This is a genomic window from Paenibacillus sp. GCM10027629, assembly GCF_042676425.1.
GTDB lineage: Bacteria > Bacillota > Bacilli > Paenibacillales > Paenibacillaceae > Paenibacillus_K > Paenibacillus_K terrigena.
The window spans coordinates 245,512-264,528 of sequence record NZ_JBHTGZ010000017.1 but is presented as its reverse complement, the minus strand read 5'-3'; the positions used below and the strand labels follow the sequence as shown (position 1 = coordinate 264,528).

Sequence of the window (19,017 nt, the reverse complement as noted above, 5' to 3'; positions counted from 1 at the left end):
TTAGATAAACCCCTTCGTTTGCGCATTGGAGGGATGGGTATAGGGTTCCAATCGCTGTTAAAATCGTGTCCACCTGAATGGATGTAATAGCGGTTTTTGACACGATTTTAAAGGCGAACGCTTCGCTTTTCCACACTATAATTAACACAAAAAACCTCAACCCGTTCAAAACGGATTGAGGTATCTCTATCTCGACTACACCTTCACAACTTCACGCATACTGGTCTCGAAAGCCGACATCAGTGCATTCTCGCCCTCAAGACCTTTCGCTTCAGCCTTCGAGATGTATTCAAGCATTTTCTTATAATCTTTAGGAATGACACGTACAAAACTCGGAAGCGTCGCATCCCAATTGGAGAGGATCCGTTGACCAAGCTCACTGTACGTGTAACGAACATGCTCTTCGATCATCATACGTAATTCCTTCACTTCTTCCGTATCCTCAACACGTTCGAGCAAGACCATCTCCAGGTTCACACGGTTCACGAAGGACTGATCCGTATCGAGTACATACGAAATCCCGCCGGACATCCCGGCTGCGAAGTTACGTCCTGTAGCACCAAGAACAACAACACGACCACCCGTCATATATTCGCATCCATGATCACCAACGCCTTCAACGACAACATGTGCGCCGGAATTCCGAACAGCAAATCGTTCCCCAGCAATCCCGTTAATATAGGCCTTACCGGATGTCGCGCCGTAGAAAGCCGTATTTCCGATAATGACGTTCTCTTCTGCCTTGAATGTCGCCTTCGCAGACGGTCTGACGATCAACTTACCACCGGACAATCCTTTACCAACATAGTCATTGGAGTCACCCTCTACGGCCAAGGTCATCCCCTTCGGAATGAAGGCGCCAAGACTTTGGCCTGCCGTACCTACAAAGTTGAAACGGATCGTATCTTCTGGCAAGCCTGCTGCACCATAACGGCGCGTCACTTCGCTGCCAAGAATCGTACCCGCTGCTCGATCCACGTTCGTGATCGGAAGCGTCGCTTCTATTGGTGTTCCCGATTCTAACGCCTGCTCAGCAAGCGGAACTAGCTTTTTCATATCGAGCGTCAACTCTAGACCATGGTTCTGCGACTGTACGCAATAACGTTCGCTGTCCTCAGCCATTTCCGGTTGATATAACATCGATGAGAGATCGACGCCTTTGGATTTCCAATGCATAACCGCTTGCTTCGAATCCAGATACTCCGTACGTCCAACCATTTCATTCACGGTACGGAATCCGAGCTCAGCCATAATCTCACGGAATTCCTGAGCGATGAAGCGCATGTAATTCGCCACATGCTCAGGGTCCCCTGTGAAGTTCTTACGCAGCTCTGGATTTTGTGTCGCTACCCCTACAGGGCACGTATCCAACTGGCAGACACGCATCATGATACAACCAAGGACGATTAACGGCGATGTCGAGAAGCCATATTCCTCAGCACCTAGCAATGCAGCAATCGCCACATCGCGTCCGTTCATCATCTTCCCGTCCGTCTCCACTACGACGCGATCCCGGAGGTTATTAATCATGAGCGTCTGGTGTGTCTCTGCAAGTCCTAACTCCCAAGGCATCCCTGCGTGGCGGATCGATCCCTGTGGCGAAGCTCCAGTTCCGCCGTCATAACCACTCACGAGAATGACATCTGCGCGGCCTTTTGCAACCCCAGCAGCAATCGTCCCCACACCAACCTCGGATACGAGCTTCACATTGATGCGAGCACGTGGATTAGCGTTCTTCAGGTCATAGATCAATTCAGCCAAATCTTCAATCGAATAGATATCATGATGCGGCGGCGGCGAGATGAGGCCTACGCCTGGCGTTGAGCCACGAACTTCAGCAACCCAAGGATAGACTTTACGTGCTGGTAGCTGTCCGCCTTCCCCTGGCTTCGCGCCTTGCGCCATCTTGATCTGAATCTCATCGGCATTCACGAGGTAATTCGATGTTACACCAAATCGGCCAGAAGCGACCTGTTTGATCGCACTACGCCTTGAATCCCCATTCGTATCCGGAATGAACCGAGCTGGATCTTCGCCACCTTCACCGGTATTACTCTTTCCTCCGATGCGGTTCATCGCAATCGCAAGGCTCTCGTGCGCTTCTTTACTAATCGAACCGAAGGACATCGCCCCTGTCTTAAAGCGGCTCATAATCGACTCAATAGATTCCACTTCATCAATCGGTACAGGCGTCCCTGCATGCTTAAAGTCTAACAACGAACGCAATGTTAAGTGCTTTTTGTTCTCACCCTGCACAAGGTTCGAGAATTTCTTATATAATTTGTAATCATTCGTGCGGCACGCATGCTGCAGCGTATGAATCGTCTGTGGGCTAAATAAGTGGTCTTCACCGTCTTTACGCCATTGATACTCACCGCCCGAATCGAGCGTTAGGTCATTCGCTGTTCCTTCCTCAAAAGCACGGCGATGGGGCGCAAGCGCTTCTTCCGTAATTTCCTCAAGACCAATCCCGCCAATGCGAGAAGGCGTCCATGTGAAATATGCATCAACAAACTCTTCTTTCAATCCAACAGCTTCGAAAATTTGCGCTCCACGGTACGATTGAATCGTCGAGATGCCCATTTTGGATAGAATCTTCACGACACCCTTCGTCGCGGCCTTGATGAAGTTCTTCACGGCTTTCTCATGCGTTACACCGCGCAGCAACCCTTGACGGATCATATCATCGAGTGTCTCGAACGCAAGATACGGATTCACCGCACTAACACCATAACCTAATAACAGGGCAAAATGATGTACTTCACGCGGCTCGCCGGATTCGAGCAGGATGCTGACCTTTGTTCTTGTTCCTTGGCGAATTAAGTGATGATGGAGCGTCGATACGGCGAGAAGAGCTGGAATTGCCGCATTCTCCGCATCAATCCCACGGTCAGATAGAATAATGATATTATGTCCCTTGGCAATGACACGATCCGCTGCTTCACACATCACTTGCAGCGCATCACGCAGCCCTTTGCTTCCCTCATTCGCAAAGAAGAACATCGGAATCGTAATCGACTTGAAGCCTGGTCGATGAAGATGACGCAGCTTCGCGAACTCTTCATTCGACAGTACTGGCGTACTTAGATGAATTTGACGGCAGCTCTCCGGCTCCGGATTTAATAGATTCCGCTCTGGGCCAATCGTTGTTCCCGTCGCAGTAACGATTTCCTCACGAATCGCATCGATTGGCGGGTTCGTCACTTGCGCGAACATTTGCTTGAAATAGTTATATAATCGTTGCGGATGATCCGATAACACGGCCAACGGTGCATCGTATCCCATGGATCCAATTGCTTCCTGACCAGTTGTCGCCATCGGTTCTAGCACTTTGCGCAGCTCTTCATAGCTGTATCCGAAGGCAAGCTGACGGCGGTGAACCGCTACGCGGTCCGGTTCAGGCATTTCCTTCGCATCCGGTAAATCCTCAAGGGCCACCAAATGCTCATCCAGCCATTCCTGATACGGGTGCTCCGCAGCGATTTGCGCTTTCACTTCCTCATCCGAGATAATGCGGCCTTGCGCCGTATCCACGAGCAGCATCCGACCTGGACGCAGACGTTCCTTATAGAGGATACGCTCTTGATCCAGCTCTAGTACGCCAGCCTCTGAAGCGAGTACGATCATATCGTCTTTGGTCACCACATAACGTGCCGGGCGAAGACCATTTCGATCTAGAATCGCACCGATCTGAACACCATCTGTAAAGGCCATTGCCGCTGGGCCATCCCACGGTTCCATTAACGAGCTGTGATATTGATAGAAGGCACGCTTCGCTGGATCCATACTTTCATGGTTCGACCACGGCTCAGGTACCATCATCATCGCAACATGCGGCAGGGAGCGTCCCGCCAAATATAAGAACTCTAGCGTATTATCGAACATTGCCGTATCCGAACCGTCCTGGTTAATGATCGGCATAATCTTCGCTGTATCTTCACCGAACATATCCGATGCAACCAGCGTCTGACGCGCATGCATCCAGTTCACGTTCCCGCGAAGCGTGTTGATCTCCCCGTTATGAATCAAATAACGGTAAGGATGCGCCCGCTCCCAACTCGGGAATGTGTTCGTACTGAACCTTGAGTGAATCAGCGCAATCGCTGACTCCAACGCCGAATCCTGTAGATCCACATAGAAATCTCCGACTTGCTCTGTCGTAAGCATCCCTTTGTAGACAACCTTACGGCAGGAGAAGCTTGAAATATAGAATGTATCCGCACCTTCGCCACCCGCATAACGGATCGCTTGTTCAGCACGTTTACGAATCACATACAATTTCCGTTCAAATGCAAGATCATCCGCTGCAGCAAGCGCCTCGGAACGTCCGATCATCACTTGACGCACATAAGGTTTAACTGCCTTTGCCGATTTTCCTAACTTCTCGTCGTTCGTTGGAACCGTTCTGTAACCTAACAGCTGCTGTCCTTCCTCTTGTACGATCGACGCAAGAATCGCTTCATGCTTCTCCCGTAACGCTGCGTCTTGCGACATGAACAGCATCCCTACGCCATATTGTCCCGCTTCAGGAAGCGTTACACCCATCGCGCCCATTTCTCGAGCTAAGAAACGATGCGGGATTTGAATCATAATCCCTGCGCCATCGCCTGTATTCGGTTCACTTCCTTGACCGCCACGGTGCTCCATGTTCACCAAGACGGTTAGCGCTTGTCGTACAATTTCGTGCGACTTTTGACCTTTGATGTGCGCAACGAACCCCATACCACAGGCATCTTTTTCATATTGTGGATCGTATAATCCCTGTTTCGGAGGCAGGCCATTACCGTTCTGTATCATCGTAGCATCGCAACCTTTCAAAGAGTAATAGAGGTTGTTCAAAAAGTCATCTTTTGATCACGATGAGATTCAAGTAGCGGATTCGACATCGAATCTTGCGCTCACCCTCGAAGTCCGGTACTCATTTAGGTTTTGCCTAAACTCCGTTCCTCCTCCTTCAGGTTCTCCCAACCTTCTCGGTGCTAAAAATCTGATTTTTTGAACATGATTTAAAGTATAAAAACGTATACAGTCTCAATATTGTTCAATCATTGTATCACCCGCAAAAAGGTCAACACAATTTAATTCTTTTTATGGTCGTGATAAGAAAGTTTATACTATTTTCGGCAAAAAAATCTAAAGTTTGTGCAAAAATGTACATGGTAAAACGATAGAAAAAATGCTCCAGAAGCGCATAACTGTGCATTCTAGAGCATTTCTCACATTCTATACGATTATACTAACGCATTTTCCTTTTTATTACCATACACAGCTTGGAAGAATACGAATGTCAAGATCAAGAAAATGATCGCGAAAATGGATAAGATCCCTGCATTATTCCACATCATGGCATGATCGCCCATCGAAATAATCGCTTTAAACCCATTTACAGAGTACGTCATTGGCAGCCAAGCGCCTAGCACTTGATAGAACTTCGGTGTCAATTCCACAGGGAACGTACCGCCGCAAGTTGTCAATTGTAGAATCAAGATCACAATCGCAGCGAATCGTCCAGGGTTACCTAACACCGTTACAAGACCTTGAACAATGAACATATACGTTAAGCTCGTGATAATACTGAATACCACGAATAAGGACACACTTTCCACTTCTAATCCTAATCCGTACAGAAGAATAGCATCTGCGAATAACGCTTGAAGCACACCTATACCAATCAAAATAAATGTTTTACTTACGAACCGACTCCAGCCTGATGCATTCGCAACTGGGCTTTCACGCAGTGGAATGACAATCGTAGAGATCAAGGCACCGACGAATAATCCGAGCGATAGGAAGTAAGGCGCAAATCCAGTACCATAGTTCGGTACTTTGTTAATGCTCTTCTCTACCAGCGTTACCGGTGACGCGAACATATCTACACGTTGGTCCGTACCTTGAATGCCCGATGTTTTGTCTGCTGCTTCATTCAGCTTCGTTGCCAGTTCGCTAGAACCGTCTTTCAACTTCACAAGTCCTTCTGTTAATTTCCCAGCACCGTCATTCAATTGCGTTGAACCACTGGATAATTTAACAACTGCATCGCCAACTTGCTTAATTCCTCCAGGGAGCTGCGATGTTCCTGCTGCGAGCTTCTCTGTCCCTGCAGCGAGTGCCTTACCACCAGCAGCCGCTTCAGACAACTTCGTACCAAATTGCGTCATGCCGCCTTGCAGTTGTGCTTGCCCTGCACCAAGCTGTGTAGCCCCTTGGCTTAGCTTAACTTGGCCATCATGCAGATCCGCTGTTCCTTTCGCAAGCGCTTGGCTCGCTGCTAATAGCTGCTGTAACGCAGGGTTCTGTTCACTCTTCGTCGCTTGAATGTATTGTTCAAGACCTTTCGAGAGCTGCTCCGCGCCGCTCGACAATTTTGCACTGCCGTCCACCGAAGCGTTCAAGCCTTGTGTCAATTGATCTGCCCCTGCATTGGCCTTATTCGCCCCTTGCAGCAGCTGTTGTTGTGCTCCGTTCAATTGTGCAAGACCGCCTGATAGCTGCGACGCACCCTTTTGAAGTCCTTTTGCACCTTGATCTACAGCTTGAGCTCCACTATGGAGCTTATCTACACCTGTCTTCAATTGACTTGTACCCGAGACGAGCAAGCCTAAATTTTTCTTGAGTAGATTCGCGCCAGATTCCGCATCATTGACGCCGTTCGTTAACTTCGTTGCACCGTCGCCAGCTGTCGTAAATCCTTCTGAAACTTCCGTCAGCTGATCGAATACGGTCTCTGTATAAGATTTCGTCACCTCTGCCGATACTTCAGACTTGAGGGTCTTCATCCCCGAACCACCGAGTTGCGCCGCTAAGTAGTTATGTCCTTCATTGGACTCGACAATAATTTCTGCTTGCTGCGGTTGATCTTCCATGAGCGTTGTTGCTTTCTTTGAGAAATCTTCAGGAAGCTTTACCGTTAGATAATAGCGGTTATTCCGAAGTCCATCTTCCGCTTCCGCTTCATCGACGAAATGCCACTCAAAGGACGGATTTTCTTTCAATTTCTTCACAACATCCGCACCGACATCAAGTGATTTCCCTTCATAATTCGCACCCTTATCTGCATTAACGACTGCAACAGGGAGCTCGTTCAACTTCGCGTAAGGATCCCAGAACGTTCCGAGGAAGATCCCGCTATACAGTAATGGAATGAACAAAATCGCAATAACAGGAATTAATACTTTTGGACTTCGCACAATCGTGGAAATCTCTTTAGACAACACCGACAAACCTTTCATATTTCTTTCTCTCCTCTATCTTTAATATATTAAGATTGTACTAAATGACCATTATTGTCATTTAGTCAATCTCGGTGAAAATAAAAACGTCATCGATTCATGACGCTCTTACAACCTACGCTTTAGGCGACAATCCTTCTATAAAATACAACCGAAAATACTCTTTAATGGATTCCTTTTCGAGCGGTTCATGCGTTTTTCTCCAATCGGCTGTCAAAGCCACATACAGCTTCAACATGACAAATGAGGTGACCCCTGGATCGCATGCTCTCAATTCGTTCTTAGCAATGCCACGGCGAATCTCTTGTTCTATATAATGAAGAATCATCGATTCAATCTTGCTTAAGCCTTCGTTCGCCTTCTGGGTCCCGAAATCCCGTACTTCATGAGACAACTGAATGATCAACTCATGATGACTGCGATAATCCAGCAATCGATCTAGAACACGATACAGATTATCGAAGAACGGCTTATCTTCCTGAATTTCACCTTCAACGATATGTTTCATCTCTTGAATGACCTGCTGCAAGATCTCATCAAACAATTCTTCTTTATTTGCGAAAAAAGTATAGATCGTCCCTTTTCCAACGTTCGCAATTTTCGCAATCTGATCCATTGTCGTCGCTTTGTACCCGAACAGCGCAAATGATTTGGATGCTGCTAGAACTACTTGTTTCCTTCGATCAATGATCAACGTACAAACACTCCTTTCTTTCGTGTATAATATAATGGAGCCGAAAACGGACTGACCAGAATTCCGAATTGGTCATTTGGTCATTCATTACTTTACCATGCCTTTTTACCAATTGCAAGCAAAACAAATTCTTTTTTCATTCATTCTTTCTCTTACATATTTATATATTTATGGATATTTTACATTGAATGGTCTATCCAATACAGCAATCCTTCGTTACAATGGAGTATAAGAAGTAGGTGAAAACATGCGAAAGAAACGGGTCCTTCTCTTATCCGAAGCATTCGGAACGGGTCATACCCAAGCTGCTTATGCCTTAGCTGTTGGCCTTAAGCAACTGTCCCCCCAAGTGCATACGCGGGTTATAGAACTCGGTAAATTCCTAAATCCTACGGTAGGTCCCTTAATCGTCTCTGCCTACAGGAAGACTGTGAGTACGAGGCCTGAATTAGTCGGTAAACTATACCGTAATAAATATAAAAAACCATTAAACCGCATTACCCAGCTCGCGCTGCACCGAATTTTCTACGCGCAAGCCGCGAGTGTGGTTCGTCATTTGAAGCCGGATATGATTGTATGCACACATCCGTTCCCGAACATTGTGATTTCAAGGCTCAAACGCCTCGGGCTGGATATTCCATTATTTACGCTCATTACGGATTATGATGCCCACGGTACATGGATCAATCCGGAAGTGAATAAATTCCTCGTCTCAACACCGAGAGTTAGAGAGCTGCTGCTCGCACGAGGCATTCACCAGAGCCGGATCGAAGTAACCGGCATTCCGGTACATCCGAACTTCTGGAAGCCGCATAATCGCGATGAAATTCGTGCTGAGTTCGGATTCCAAGCCGTACCAACCGTAATGGTCATGGGCGGCGGATGGGGGCTCGTATTTGACGAAGGGCTGCTTACCTATATGGCCCAGTGGAAAGATAAGATCCAGTTCATCTTCTGTATGGGCAGCAACCAGAAAATGATTCAGAAGATGCAAGCCGATCCGAATTATCAACATCCGAACATCCACATTCTCGGTTATACGCACGAGGTGCACAAAATTATGGATGTCTCTGATCTGCTGATCTCGAAGCCCGGTGGAATGACGTGTACGGAAGGACTTGTCAAACGAATCCCTATGCTCTTCTATGATCCCATTCCTGGGCAGGAAGAAGAGAACTGCGAATATTTCGTCCAAAATGGACATGCAGAAATACTTACATCGACCGATACACTGGATAGGTGGTTCTCGCTCCTTGTAAATGATTACGAGGCCGTCATAAGCCGCCGTATTCAGTTGACACAGCAGTTGACCGCATCCTCATTCGACCATCCTTCTCACTGCTCGCAAGCGGTACTTGATCTTTTATAAATAAAAGGCTATCCGAACAAGGTCTTACAAACCTTGCAGGACGGCCTTTTTTCATTGCCCTTCAGGGCCCATTTCCGATTCTATCGATTTGGTTAGATACCCATAAACAACAAAACCTTAACCTTTTTCAGCTTATCTGAAAAGAATTAAGGTTTCTCGTCGTTACTCCCCGTGGTGTTCGTAAGGCTCCATATGAACATGGACATTCATAATATTGTGTTTCTTCATCATCCGTCGTTCGATTTCATCACTAATTCGATGCCCTTCCGCTATATTCAATCCCGGATTCACTTGAACCACAACATCGACGAGCACTTTATTCCCATGTACCCGCGCTTTCATATCTTTGATCGTCTCGACACCTGGAATTCGGGCAACACTCGTACGAAAATTTAACAGCTGCTTCTCATCGAATCCATCCGTCAACACCAATGTAGCATCCGTGAAAATATCCCAAGCGGTTTTACAGATCAATACAGCCACGAACAGCGCAGCAACCCGATCGAGCCATGGAAGCCCGAACTGTGCCCCTATAATTCCGATCGCCGCGCCAATACTGACGAAGACATCGGAACGGGTGTCTTTGGCCGCAGCCATTAACGCTTGGTTATTAATCTGAATGGCGAGCTTGCGATTATACCGATAGACAAAATACATGAACACCGCAGAGATCAGCGCTATCCACGCCGAACTCATATTCGGCACCTGCGAGCCTCCGCCTGCTACCCAATTACGTATTGTCTCGATAAAGAGCTGAATGCCGACAGTCGCCATAATGAACGAAGCGAGCAGCGCTGCAACGGTCTCTGCCCTAAGATGCCCATAGGGATGGTCTAGATCCGGCGGCTTCTGCGAAATTCGAAGTCCAACGAGTACCGCCACCGACGCAATGATATCCGTTAAGTTATTTAAACCGTCTGCTGTCAGCGCGCTCGAACCAAAGATCACCCCGCTGATCAACTTGAATGTGGATAAGATCAAATATGAGATGATGCTAATCCATGCGCCACGCTCGCCTTTTTTCATATCTGAGTATGCGTCCAGAACAACACCTCCAATCACCTTTCTAATCTATTCATCAATATTCCAATTTGAATACATTCTTTATCATTGTCTCCTTGAAGCGGACCTCAAAAACGTATACAATGAAAAGGTAACAAAACCCTATCGTACCGAAGCACACGCTTCGATATATTGAAGGCAGGTGGAACGGAATGTCCGAAACCAATGAACCGAAAAAAATAAACTTGGCTGATGCCATCAAACAAAAGCTTGCCCAAAAAAAGGAACAGCAATCCCAGCAGAAGAATCAATTTAATGGTGCTGGCGGCGGGAAAAAGCTCGTATCGCAAAATAATAAAAAGCCAAATAATCAGAGACGTCGTACAGGCGGATCGTAGGAGGAAAGACCGGGAAACGGTCTTTTTTCTTTTTGTGCGGGAGGCGTGATGAATTTAGCAGGCTGGGGAGGGGGCTGGGTATGTCCGCTATCGTCGCTGTTGAAAACGGGAAGGTATGATTGGATTTTGTGTAGGTAACTTCCCGTTTTCAAAGGCGAACGCTGTCGCTCTCTATCGGACATACCCTGCTCCCCTTTTGGCCTGCCAAATTCATTCAGCTTGCCGACCGTTTCACGGTCGGGGGAGGGCAAAGCAGGGTTCACTCCCGGCTGCGCGACGGGGTGGCGATATTGTTGGTTTCGTACACGGCTGCGCTCGGTGAGGCGGCTTAGTTGGGAGAATACTCGACTGCGCACGGGGTGGCGGCTTGTAAGGTCATCAATCGGGCGAGATTGGCGCAGATGCTCCGTTCACGTCACCTTCGGGTTACATTGCTTACAAGATGACCGGAGTTCGTACCTTTCACCTGCTCCATCTTTCACCAACCTTCTATCTCTCATCATCCATGTGATATGGTTGGCAATGCCTCTCGACTACTTCACCGCGCGGCTATGTTGGATATTTGCAGTAACTTCGGCTCGAAATGCGGCGATTGAGCTGCTACAGTGGATTTTTGCACTAACTACGGTCGATTTGGGCAATGTAAAGGTGATATTGGGCATGCTATCCTGCAGGAATCCAGTATAGATGAGGCGCACTGCCCTTTTTACATCGCTATGTTGGATGGAATCCAATATAGACGCGCAGAAGGCATCTTAAATGCGATGAAGGTGCGTTGATCACTCAATGCGATGCGTTAAGAGCACCGAATCAACGCGGCACGGCAAAACCTCCATGCCACGCGCTACAGAAGCTTCATCACGCAAAAAAAAGGCTCACCCTTATTCGTATCCGAATCTGGGTAAGCCTTTGATTAGTTCCACCACTTATAATATACCGTCGCGTAAGAGGTTGGGCTTGTAATCTGTGGATCGATCACGAGCGTCTTACCACCAACAGTGACGGTGACCTCTTTCTTGTTCTTCTCGGCCTCTTCGATCTTCTTGAAGAAAGTGTTATCAACCTTGAAGCCGTACAAATTCAGAATATCGAGCATCATGTTGCGCTGCACGATATCTGTGCAGTTGGATAAAGATACCCCGCTGAAGCCCTTCAACTGCTGTTCGAATTGAACGGCAACCGACGTATCCGTCTGGTTCTGCTGCAATGTTTTCGTCAGAATGATCTTGTTCACACCGTCATCGTACATCCGGTATCCGGTGTAATTCGGGAATACTTTTTTCCGAATCGCTAGATACATCTCATCTCGGTACGTATCCCATGCCGTCGGCAGCTTCGGTAATCGAGCCTCTGACGTCACTTCGAGCGGTCGATCATACATCTCCTGCATGCCGTGATCCACCAGATTGCGAATCAATTGCAGCACTTCGGCGCGTGTAATCGTCGCTCCACCCATGAAGCCCTGGATGGTATTCTCGCCTTTGATGCGGCCGTTCGCATATTTTTTACCCAGTACATATTGAATGGCTTGATCACCTGAGAAATTCACGCCATCGCTGCTCGAGACGAGCTCTGCCACATGCGCTCGATTGACGTAGCTATTCCGGTTTTTCGGATTATCATATCCATCCACCGGATAGTTCTTAAAATGAAGAAAATCATAATATTTGTCTGACCAGTTGTCAGTAATGAAATTATCTTCCAAGTCCTTGCCCGTAATCCCCACAACGAGCATCCGAATGAATTCCGCCTCCGTCACGTTCTGATTCGGCATGAACATCCCATTCGCGTAGCCCTTCACGATTCCTTTCTCAACGCCCCATTCAATCGTCGTCTTCGCCCAGTGATTCTGTATGTCGTTAAAAGAAACACTACTCGCCGCAGATGCATTACCTGCCAAGAGCAATCCTCCTAAAACGATAGCCGAAAAAACTTTGTAAAGCGTTTTCATACCTTGACCTCCATTGTCATGTTCTTCCACCTTATCCCGCATGGGAGTAGGCCTACCGAACACATTCTACCTGCCTCAAAATCAGACGGTCAAGCATAATAGCCACAAAAGTCGAAAGTTAGGTGAATCAGACTAATCCTGTCGAATCAATAGGAGACTTAAGCACTAGGACTGACGGTTTCTGATTTGTGAACCGAGTCCGGCGTCAATGCGATCCAAATCGAACCGCATAACAAGATGATACAGAGTGCAAATCGAAGCAGATGATTCACCTGATACAAAAGTGTGCTCGCGAGAGGAGTGATGATCGCCGAGACACCATTAACGGATTGCGTCAGTCCTGCCACAGCCCCTTGCTGCTCTTGTGAGACGGCTAGCGACGCCCCCGTCATATATATACCCTAGCAATTGCAGTCCACTGCCGATACCGAGGATGAAGAACGCTACACAATAGGTCCAATGCGATTCCGTGACGAGCAAAATAACGAAACCAATCACGGTCATCAAAGTCCCGATCCAGATCATCTGCAAAGGGGTAAATATCCGCTATCATCAAAATGAGCTGCGTTATCAGCATCGCAACGCCGGTTAAGGTCAATGCCAGCGCGAGCATTTTGGCCGTTGAAGCAACCGATAGCCCCAGGCGATCCTGGAAGAGTAGAAGGCGGCAAAACAAAAAAAGAGCGCAAGCCATTGCTGGCCCTGCACTCTTTTTCAATAAGCTTAGTTATATATCTTCTCACGCAATTGTTTGATTTCGTCGCTCTCCAGGTATTCATCATACGACATTTGACGATCGATGATACCGTTCGGCCCAATCTCAATAATGCGGTTCGCAACCGTCTGAATGAACTGATGGTCATGGGATACGAAGATCATGGTCTCTTTGTAGTCGATCATACCATTGTTCAGTGCTGTGATGGATTCGAGATCCAAATGGTTCGTCGGTTCATCTAAGAGCAGCACGTTCGCGCCATGAAGCATCATTTTGGATAACATACAGCGTACTTTCTCGCCCCCGGACAATACGGAAGCTTTCTTCAATGCTTCCTCACCAGAGAATAGCATACGTCCCAAGAATCCGCGCAAGAACGTCTCGTCTGGATCTTTAGAATATTGACGAAGCCAGTCAACCAAGTTGATGTCAACGCCGTCGAAGTATTCTGCGTTATCTTTCGGGAAGTAAGCCTGGGACGTCGTAATCCCCCATGAGAATTCACCGCTATCTGCTGTCTTCTCACCCATCAGGATTTGGAACAACGTCGATTTCGCAAGTCCATTTGGTCCCACAAGCGCGATTTTATCGCCTTTGTTCACGATCAGGTTCAAGTTCTCGAACAACTTCTCGCCATCCACGCTCTTCGTCAAGCCTTCAATCGTAAGGATTTGTTTGCCGCCTTCACGATCTGCTTTGAAGTTAATGAACGGATATTTACGGTTCGATGGACGAATGTCATCAAGCGTAATTTTATCGAGCTGCTTCTTACGGGAAGTCGCTTGCTTCGATTTGGAAGCATTCGCGCTAAAGCGTTGAATAAACGCTTGAAGCTCTTTAATTTTCTCTTCCTTCTTCTTGTTCGCATCGCGTACAAGTGTCAGAGCCAATTGGCTAGACTCATACCAGAAGTCATAGTTACCGACATACATTTGGATTTTACCGAAGTCAATATCCGCAATATGTGTACATACTTTATTCAAGAAGTGACGGTCATGGGATACTACGATAACAGTACCTTCATAATCCATCAAGAAGTTCTCTAACCAGCTGATCGATTCGATGTCCAAATGGTTGGTAGGCTCATCGAGCAGTAGGTTGTTCGGTTGGCCGAACAAAGCTTGTGCTAAGAGAACGCGGACTTTCTCGTTACCGGAGAGTTCCGCCATCTTCTTGTCATGCAAATCACGAGAAATACCAAGACCGATTAAGAGCGCCGAAGCATCTGACTCGGCCTCCCAGCCGTTCATCTCAGCGAAGTCGCCCTCAAGCTCACCCGCACGCAGACCGTCTTCTTCTGTAAAGTCGGCTTTGGCGTACAGCGCATCTTTTTCCTTCATAATGCTATATAGCTTTTGATGACCCATAATAACGGTCTCGAGTACCGCGTATTCATCGTATTCAAAATGGTTCTGCTTCAATACGGCCATACGCTCGCCTGGCGTCATGCTAACGTCACCAGTGTTCGCTTCAATTTCGCCCGATAGAATCTTAAGGAACGTCGATTTGCCCGCTCCATTCGCTCCAATTAGTCCGTAGCAGTTGCCCGGTGTGAACTTTATATTGACATCTTCAAATAGCGGGCGCTTGCCGTAACGCAAACTAACGCCTGTTACTGTAATCATGAATTAATCCGTCCTCCCTTAAAATAAACCCAAAATCCTTACCAAATCCCTATTATAGCACAAAATGGTCCGATAAACGTACTGTTTCGCCGTGTGCGGGCACAATAATTCGCTCTTTCGCAATATTTTTGCGTCTGCGTTCCGTTTCCAGCCGATCGAGTGCTTCCTTAGGCGTATCATCTGCTAATCGGAATGCTCCATAATGCATCGGAATCAACACTTTTGCACGCGATTCGACGAACCCTCGCAGCGCTTCTTCCGGCGTAACATGCTGCGTTTGCATGAACCATTCAGGCTCATACGCGCCAATCGGCATGAGTGAGACATCAATGTTGAACCGCTCGCCAATTTCTTTGAATCCGCGAAAATACCCCGTGTCCCCCACAAAATGAATCGTTGGATACGGCGCCGTCGAAGACGGAATCGGTTCAATCATATATCCGCCCCAATGGGACGTGTTCGTATCGGTTAAGGTACGTCTTGTCCAGTGCTGCGTCGGAACGAAGGTGATCTGCACTTCGCCCAGGGTCAACGCTTCCCACCAATGCAGCTCTGTCACGTTGCGGAAGCCTTTGCGCAGCATTTTGCTCTTGAGTCCGGCAGGCACGACGAGCATCGTCTTCTCGTTGTACAATTTCCGAACGGAACTGATATGCAGATGATCATAATGCGAATGCGATATTAAGATCACGTCCATTGTCGGGAGCGCTGCAAGCGGCACACCCGGTTCTGAGAGGCGGCGTTGGAGACCCATACGCTTCGCCCACACAGGGTCGGTCACGATATTTAAACCAGCATATTGTATGAAAAAAGTGGAGTGCCCGATCCAAGTCACCGTTGGCTCGGTGCGATTTCCCTTTAAATATTCAATGTCCGGTTCGACATTCGGAACGACGAAGGTATAATCTTTCTTCTTCGCGCGCCGTTCTTTCTGCCACTGTCTTAAGCTCTTGAGGTCATTGTTCATCTTCTTGAAGTCTAAATTGTGGAATCGTTCTTTTGCCATGCCTTCTGCGCTCCTTTCCCGTAATTCTACTATAGCAAAATTTGGACGCAAAACAAAAAAATCCGCTCTCCCTCAGAATTCACTTACGTAAAGATACCGGGGCGGGGTATAATAAGATAACCCCACAAAGTCCAGACCTGGCTTCGAAGCTGATTCAGTTACTTTGCGGGGGGCCTGAAAATATATAAATTCTAGTGCGATAAACAAAGAACGTTGTAAATCCATAGGAGGAAGAACAATGAAATTAATATCAATTGAACCCACGCCAAGTCCGAATTCCATGAAGCTTCATTTGGATGAGAGCCTTGCGCATGGCGTTCGTAAAACGTATACGCATGAAAATGAACGCTCTGCACCACCTTTTATTCAACGCATGCTGGCCATTAACGGTGTGAAAAGTGTGTTCCACACTGCGGACTTTGTGGCGCTTGACCGCCACCCGCGCGGAGATTGGGCCGCTATTCTCGGCGAGGTGCGCGATATTTTCGGCGCTGCTGACAGCGCGCCGCTCGCCGCATGGGATCCAAATGCGGCGGTAAGCTACGGTGAGGCACAGGTATTCGTGCAATATTTCCGCAGCATTCCGATGCAGATCCGCGTCAAAGCTGGCGTCAGCGAGGAGCGGATCGGGCTAGGTGACCGCTTCACGCAGGCGGTCACGGCGGTGGCGAGCGCGACGATGATTAAGGAGCGCCGCTTGGTTGAATTTGGCGTGCGCTATGGCGAGCTTGCCGACATCGCACGTGAGGTAGAGCAAGAGCTCGAGGCGGCTTATCCGCCTGAGCGGTTGCAAGGCCTTGTCGAGAAGGCGATCGCGCTCGGTGCGAGCGAGGAGCCTTTGATTGAGGAGCGCGGCGAGCTGACGGACAGCGAGCTCGAGGCGCTCCTGCGCGACGCGGACTGGCGCGTGCGGTACGCCGCGCTAGACCGCATGCAGCCGAGCCTGGCGCGGCTGCCGCTGCTGGCGGAAGCTTTGCGCGATGCGCAAAGCTCGATCCGCCGCCTCGCCGTGGTATACCTCGGCGAGCTGCGTGCGCCTGAAGCGATGCCGCTCCTTTTCGCGGCATTGCGTGATTCGTCCGCAGCCGTGCGGCGGACGGCAGGCGACACCCTGTCCGATCTAGGCGATCCCGCCGCAATCGGACCGATGCTTGAAGCGCTGAGCGACTCGAACAAGCTCGTTCGCTGGCGCGCCGCCCGCTTCTTATATGAAGCCGGCGACGAATCCGCGCTCGACGCGCTTAGAATCGCGACGGCTGACCCCGAGTTCGAGGTCAGCCTGCAGGCCAAAATGGCGGTCGAACGCATCGAATCCGGCGAGGCCGCAGCAGGCACAGTCTGGCAGCAGATGGCGCGTCGCGGCGACGAAGCGTAAATCGCCTAGTACGCCAACTAAGACCCCCATTCGCACACATTTCGCTCAATCAACCTGCCTGCCTTATTCAAAAAAGGGAATCCCCCTTTTCCTGGGAACTCCCTTTTCCTTTTGATATTTTCAAGTTATACTATCCGTATATTGCAGGTCGTGAAGCACACGCCGCTTTGTACCTTACTTCACCTTAGTGGGTGAGTATGTGTCAGAGCGGCTTTTTTGCGTCCTGTCCTGCGACCATAAACACGAAAGGATGTGTTGAGTCATGTCAAGATTTGACCAAGCATTCGAAGAGTGGATGCATACTAGCATCACGCAAGAGCAAAATCAAAGAAGACGTGAAATACTCGAGAAAGGACTTGGTCACGGTACCATTGAATTTTTGCGAAGCGTCTGGTTCCCTGCCGTGAAAAACTTCGATCATCTGCAACCGGAATGGGAAGTCCGCGATTTTCATAACGGCTATAGGTATCTGGATCTTGCCTATATGCCTGGCGGCGATGTCAAAGGTGGGATCGAGATTCAAGGCTATGGTCCTCACGCAAGGGATCTCGATGTACGACGGTTTAAGGACTTGTGCTGGCGCCATTGTCTGTTAGCACTGGACGACTGGCTATTCCTGCCCATTGCCTATCTATCGATAACTGACGAACCTAAGCGTTGTCAGCAGCTCGTCCTTTCTTTTATCGGTAAGTTCATTTCAACGGATGTACCTGCACATTTGTCCTGGCTCGAAGCCGAGACCCTACGCTATGCGAGACGACTTATTCGTCCATTTACACCTTCAGAACTGGCAATCCATCTGCGCGTGACAGACCCACATGCGAGACGAATCCTTCATAAGCTAGTCGAGCTCCAACTTTTGTTCGTGGTCAGCGGCAATCGACGTTATCGTACATACGGTTTACGAACCCAATAACTCTTATTTGCTCAAAAAACTGCATTTTAGAATTCTAACGAACTCCAACGGCGCTATTCCTCGTAAAAGTGCTTCAAAACAACCCAAATAGGCACAATAACGCTTCTGGAGTTCGTTAGCTCGAAAAAAGGCCCGTTTTCTCACGAATAAGCATTATACGATTCGTTAACGCGAGTGACTTCACTCATGTGACGTCCCACAATGGTAATTGAGTGTGATAAGCCACATCAACGCGATCTCACTTTCCGCTTACGAACCCAGTAACTCTTATTTGCTCAAAATTCCGCATTTTCGAATTCTAACGAACTCCAGCGGCGCTATTCCTCGTAAAAGTGCTTCAAAACAACCAAAATAGGCACAACAACGCTTCTGGAGTTCGTTAGATCGAAAAAAAGCCCATTTTCTCACGAATAAGCACTTTACGATTCGTTAGCCGCGGACTAGACTGGCATTCAGATACCCAAATCCCACATTAACCCCCTCAACCGAAACCGCTTACCTCCAACTGACGTACAATATACAAAGGAGATGATCTCATGTTCTTTTTCTTCGGTTTAATCATCATTGCCATCGGTCTGCTGAATATAATCAAACCATCCTTTGCGTGGTATATCAAAGAAGGCTGGAAGGTCAACGGCGATTCTGAACCCAGTGATTCTTACCTCGCCTTAACCCGATTCAGCGGCATTTTCGCTATCGTCATAGGTTGTATCATCATGTTCGTGGGGTCCTAATTT

Annotated in this window: 14 protein-coding genes; 6 read left to right on the top strand and 8 right to left on the bottom strand. The window is 48.2% G+C overall.

The features are described 5' to 3' along the window. Positions 1–195: 195 nt before the first annotated feature. The 3 genes from gltB to ACFQZR_RS26740 form a co-directional block, all read right to left on the bottom strand. Positions 196–4,797, bottom strand: coding sequence for a glutamate synthase large subunit (gene gltB, locus ACFQZR_RS26750; protein WP_379351396.1), 4,602 nt, complete (start codon positions 4,795–4,797; stop codon positions 196–198). 434 nt (positions 4,798–5,231) lie between these two features. After that, positions 5,232–7,229: a YhgE/Pip family protein gene (locus ACFQZR_RS26745; RefSeq protein ID WP_379351395.1), complete on the bottom strand. Its 1,998-nt coding sequence runs from the start codon at positions 7,227–7,229 to the stop codon at positions 5,232–5,234. 115 nt (positions 7,230–7,344) lie between these two features. Continuing rightward, positions 7,345–7,923, bottom strand: a complete 579-nt coding sequence (locus tag ACFQZR_RS26740; RefSeq protein ID WP_379351394.1) for a TetR/AcrR family transcriptional regulator — start codon at positions 7,921–7,923, stop codon at positions 7,345–7,347. A gap of 247 nt (positions 7,924–8,170) precedes the next feature. On the opposite strand from ACFQZR_RS26740, the gene ACFQZR_RS26735 reads away from it, so the two are divergent. Then, on the top strand, positions 8,171–9,292 hold the full coding sequence (locus ACFQZR_RS26735; RefSeq protein WP_379351393.1) for an MGDG synthase family glycosyltransferase: 1,122 nt from the start codon (positions 8,171–8,173) through the stop codon (positions 9,290–9,292). Between the two features lie 162 nt (positions 9,293–9,454). Here the strand turns inward: ACFQZR_RS26735 and ACFQZR_RS26730 are convergent, their stop codons facing one another. Next, positions 9,455–10,318: a cation diffusion facilitator family transporter gene (locus ACFQZR_RS26730; protein WP_379351392.1), complete on the bottom strand. Its 864-nt coding sequence runs from the start codon at positions 10,316–10,318 to the stop codon at positions 9,455–9,457. A 188-nt stretch (positions 10,319–10,506) separates the two neighbouring features. On the opposite strand from ACFQZR_RS26730, the gene ACFQZR_RS26725 reads away from it, so the two are divergent. Next, the gene (locus tag ACFQZR_RS26725; protein ID WP_018757550.1) at positions 10,507–10,692 is read left to right on the top strand and encodes a hypothetical protein; all 186 of its coding nucleotides are present in this window, start codon (positions 10,507–10,509) and stop codon (positions 10,690–10,692) included. A gap of 913 nt (positions 10,693–11,605) precedes the next feature. Here the strand turns inward: ACFQZR_RS26725 and ACFQZR_RS26720 are convergent. Continuing rightward, positions 11,606–12,592 carry an S-layer homology domain-containing protein gene (locus ACFQZR_RS26720; RefSeq protein ID WP_379351391.1) on the bottom strand — a complete coding sequence of 329 codons (987 nt, stop codon included), beginning with the start codon at positions 12,590–12,592 and terminating at the stop codon, positions 11,606–11,608. Between the two features lie 209 nt (positions 12,593–12,801). Then, complete coding sequence (locus ACFQZR_RS26715; RefSeq protein ID WP_379351390.1) at positions 12,802–13,035, bottom strand: hypothetical protein; 234 nt, start codon at positions 13,033–13,035, stop codon at positions 12,802–12,804. A gap of 77 nt (positions 13,036–13,112) precedes the next feature. On the opposite strand from ACFQZR_RS26715, the gene ACFQZR_RS26710 reads away from it, so the two are divergent. Next, positions 13,113–13,235: a hypothetical protein gene (locus tag ACFQZR_RS26710; protein WP_379351389.1), complete on the top strand. Its 123-nt coding sequence runs from the start codon at positions 13,113–13,115 to the stop codon at positions 13,233–13,235. Positions 13,236–13,366: 131 nt separating this feature from the next. Here ACFQZR_RS26710 and ACFQZR_RS26705 read toward each other — a convergent pair whose 3' ends face one another. Both ACFQZR_RS26705 and ACFQZR_RS26700 read right to left on the bottom strand, forming a co-directional pair. Next, positions 13,367–14,983 (bottom strand): ABC-F family ATP-binding cassette domain-containing protein, encoded by a 1,617-nt coding sequence (locus ACFQZR_RS26705; RefSeq protein ID WP_379351388.1) that lies wholly within the window; start codon positions 14,981–14,983, stop codon positions 13,367–13,369. Between the two features lie 52 nt (positions 14,984–15,035). Next, positions 15,036–15,989: an MBL fold metallo-hydrolase gene (locus tag ACFQZR_RS26700; RefSeq protein ID WP_018757543.1), complete on the bottom strand. Its 954-nt coding sequence runs from the start codon at positions 15,987–15,989 to the stop codon at positions 15,036–15,038. Between the two features lie 238 nt (positions 15,990–16,227). Between ACFQZR_RS26700 and ACFQZR_RS26695 the strand changes: the two genes are divergently transcribed. From ACFQZR_RS26695 to ACFQZR_RS26685, 3 genes are all read left to right on the top strand, one after another. Beyond that, positions 16,228–17,364, top strand: coding sequence for a conserved virulence factor C family protein (locus tag ACFQZR_RS26695; RefSeq protein ID WP_379351387.1), 1,137 nt, complete (start codon positions 16,228–16,230; stop codon positions 17,362–17,364). A 262-nt stretch (positions 17,365–17,626) separates the two neighbouring features. Further along, positions 17,627–18,280, top strand: coding sequence for a transcriptional regulator (locus ACFQZR_RS26690; RefSeq protein WP_379351386.1), 654 nt, complete (start codon positions 17,627–17,629; stop codon positions 18,278–18,280). Between the two features lie 536 nt (positions 18,281–18,816). After that, on the top strand, positions 18,817–19,014 hold the full coding sequence (locus tag ACFQZR_RS26685) for a DUF6199 family natural product biosynthesis protein (protein WP_379351385.1): 198 nt from the start codon (positions 18,817–18,819) through the stop codon (positions 19,012–19,014). The last annotated feature ends 3 nt before the right edge of the window (positions 19,015–19,017 follow it).

What these genes read in the sequence shown, in the direction of transcription:
- ACFQZR_RS26685 (WP_379351385.1), top strand. Translation starts at nt 18,817, where the DNA reads ATGTTCTTTTTCTTCGGTTTAATCATCATTGCCATCGGTCTGCTGAAT.
- ACFQZR_RS26735 (WP_379351393.1), top strand. Translation starts at nt 8,171, where the DNA reads ATGCGAAAGAAACGGGTCCTTCTCTTATCCGAAGCATTCGGAACGGGT.
- ACFQZR_RS26715 (WP_379351390.1), bottom strand. Translation starts at nt 13,035, where the DNA reads ATGACGGGGGCGTCGCTAGCCGTCTCACAAGAGCAGCAAGGGGCTGTG.
- ACFQZR_RS26745 (WP_379351395.1), bottom strand. Translation starts at nt 7,229, where the DNA reads ATGAAAGGTTTGTCGGTGTTGTCTAAAGAGATTTCCACGATTGTGCGA.
- ACFQZR_RS26695 (WP_379351387.1), top strand. Translation starts at nt 16,228, where the DNA reads ATGAAATTAATATCAATTGAACCCACGCCAAGTCCGAATTCCATGAAG.
- ACFQZR_RS26690 (WP_379351386.1), top strand. Translation starts at nt 17,627, where the DNA reads ATGTCAAGATTTGACCAAGCATTCGAAGAGTGGATGCATACTAGCATC.
- ACFQZR_RS26700 (WP_018757543.1), bottom strand. Translation starts at nt 15,989, where the DNA reads ATGGCAAAAGAACGATTCCACAATTTAGACTTCAAGAAGATGAACAAT.
- ACFQZR_RS26725 (WP_018757550.1), top strand. Translation starts at nt 10,507, where the DNA reads ATGTCCGAAACCAATGAACCGAAAAAAATAAACTTGGCTGATGCCATC.
- ACFQZR_RS26730 (WP_379351392.1), bottom strand. Translation starts at nt 10,318, where the DNA reads ATGAAAAAAGGCGAGCGTGGCGCATGGATTAGCATCATCTCATATTTG.
- gltB (WP_379351396.1), bottom strand. Translation starts at nt 4,797, where the DNA reads ATGATACAGAACGGTAATGGCCTGCCTCCGAAACAGGGATTATACGAT.
- ACFQZR_RS26705 (WP_379351388.1), bottom strand. Translation starts at nt 14,983, where the DNA reads ATGATTACAGTAACAGGCGTTAGTTTGCGTTACGGCAAGCGCCCGCTA.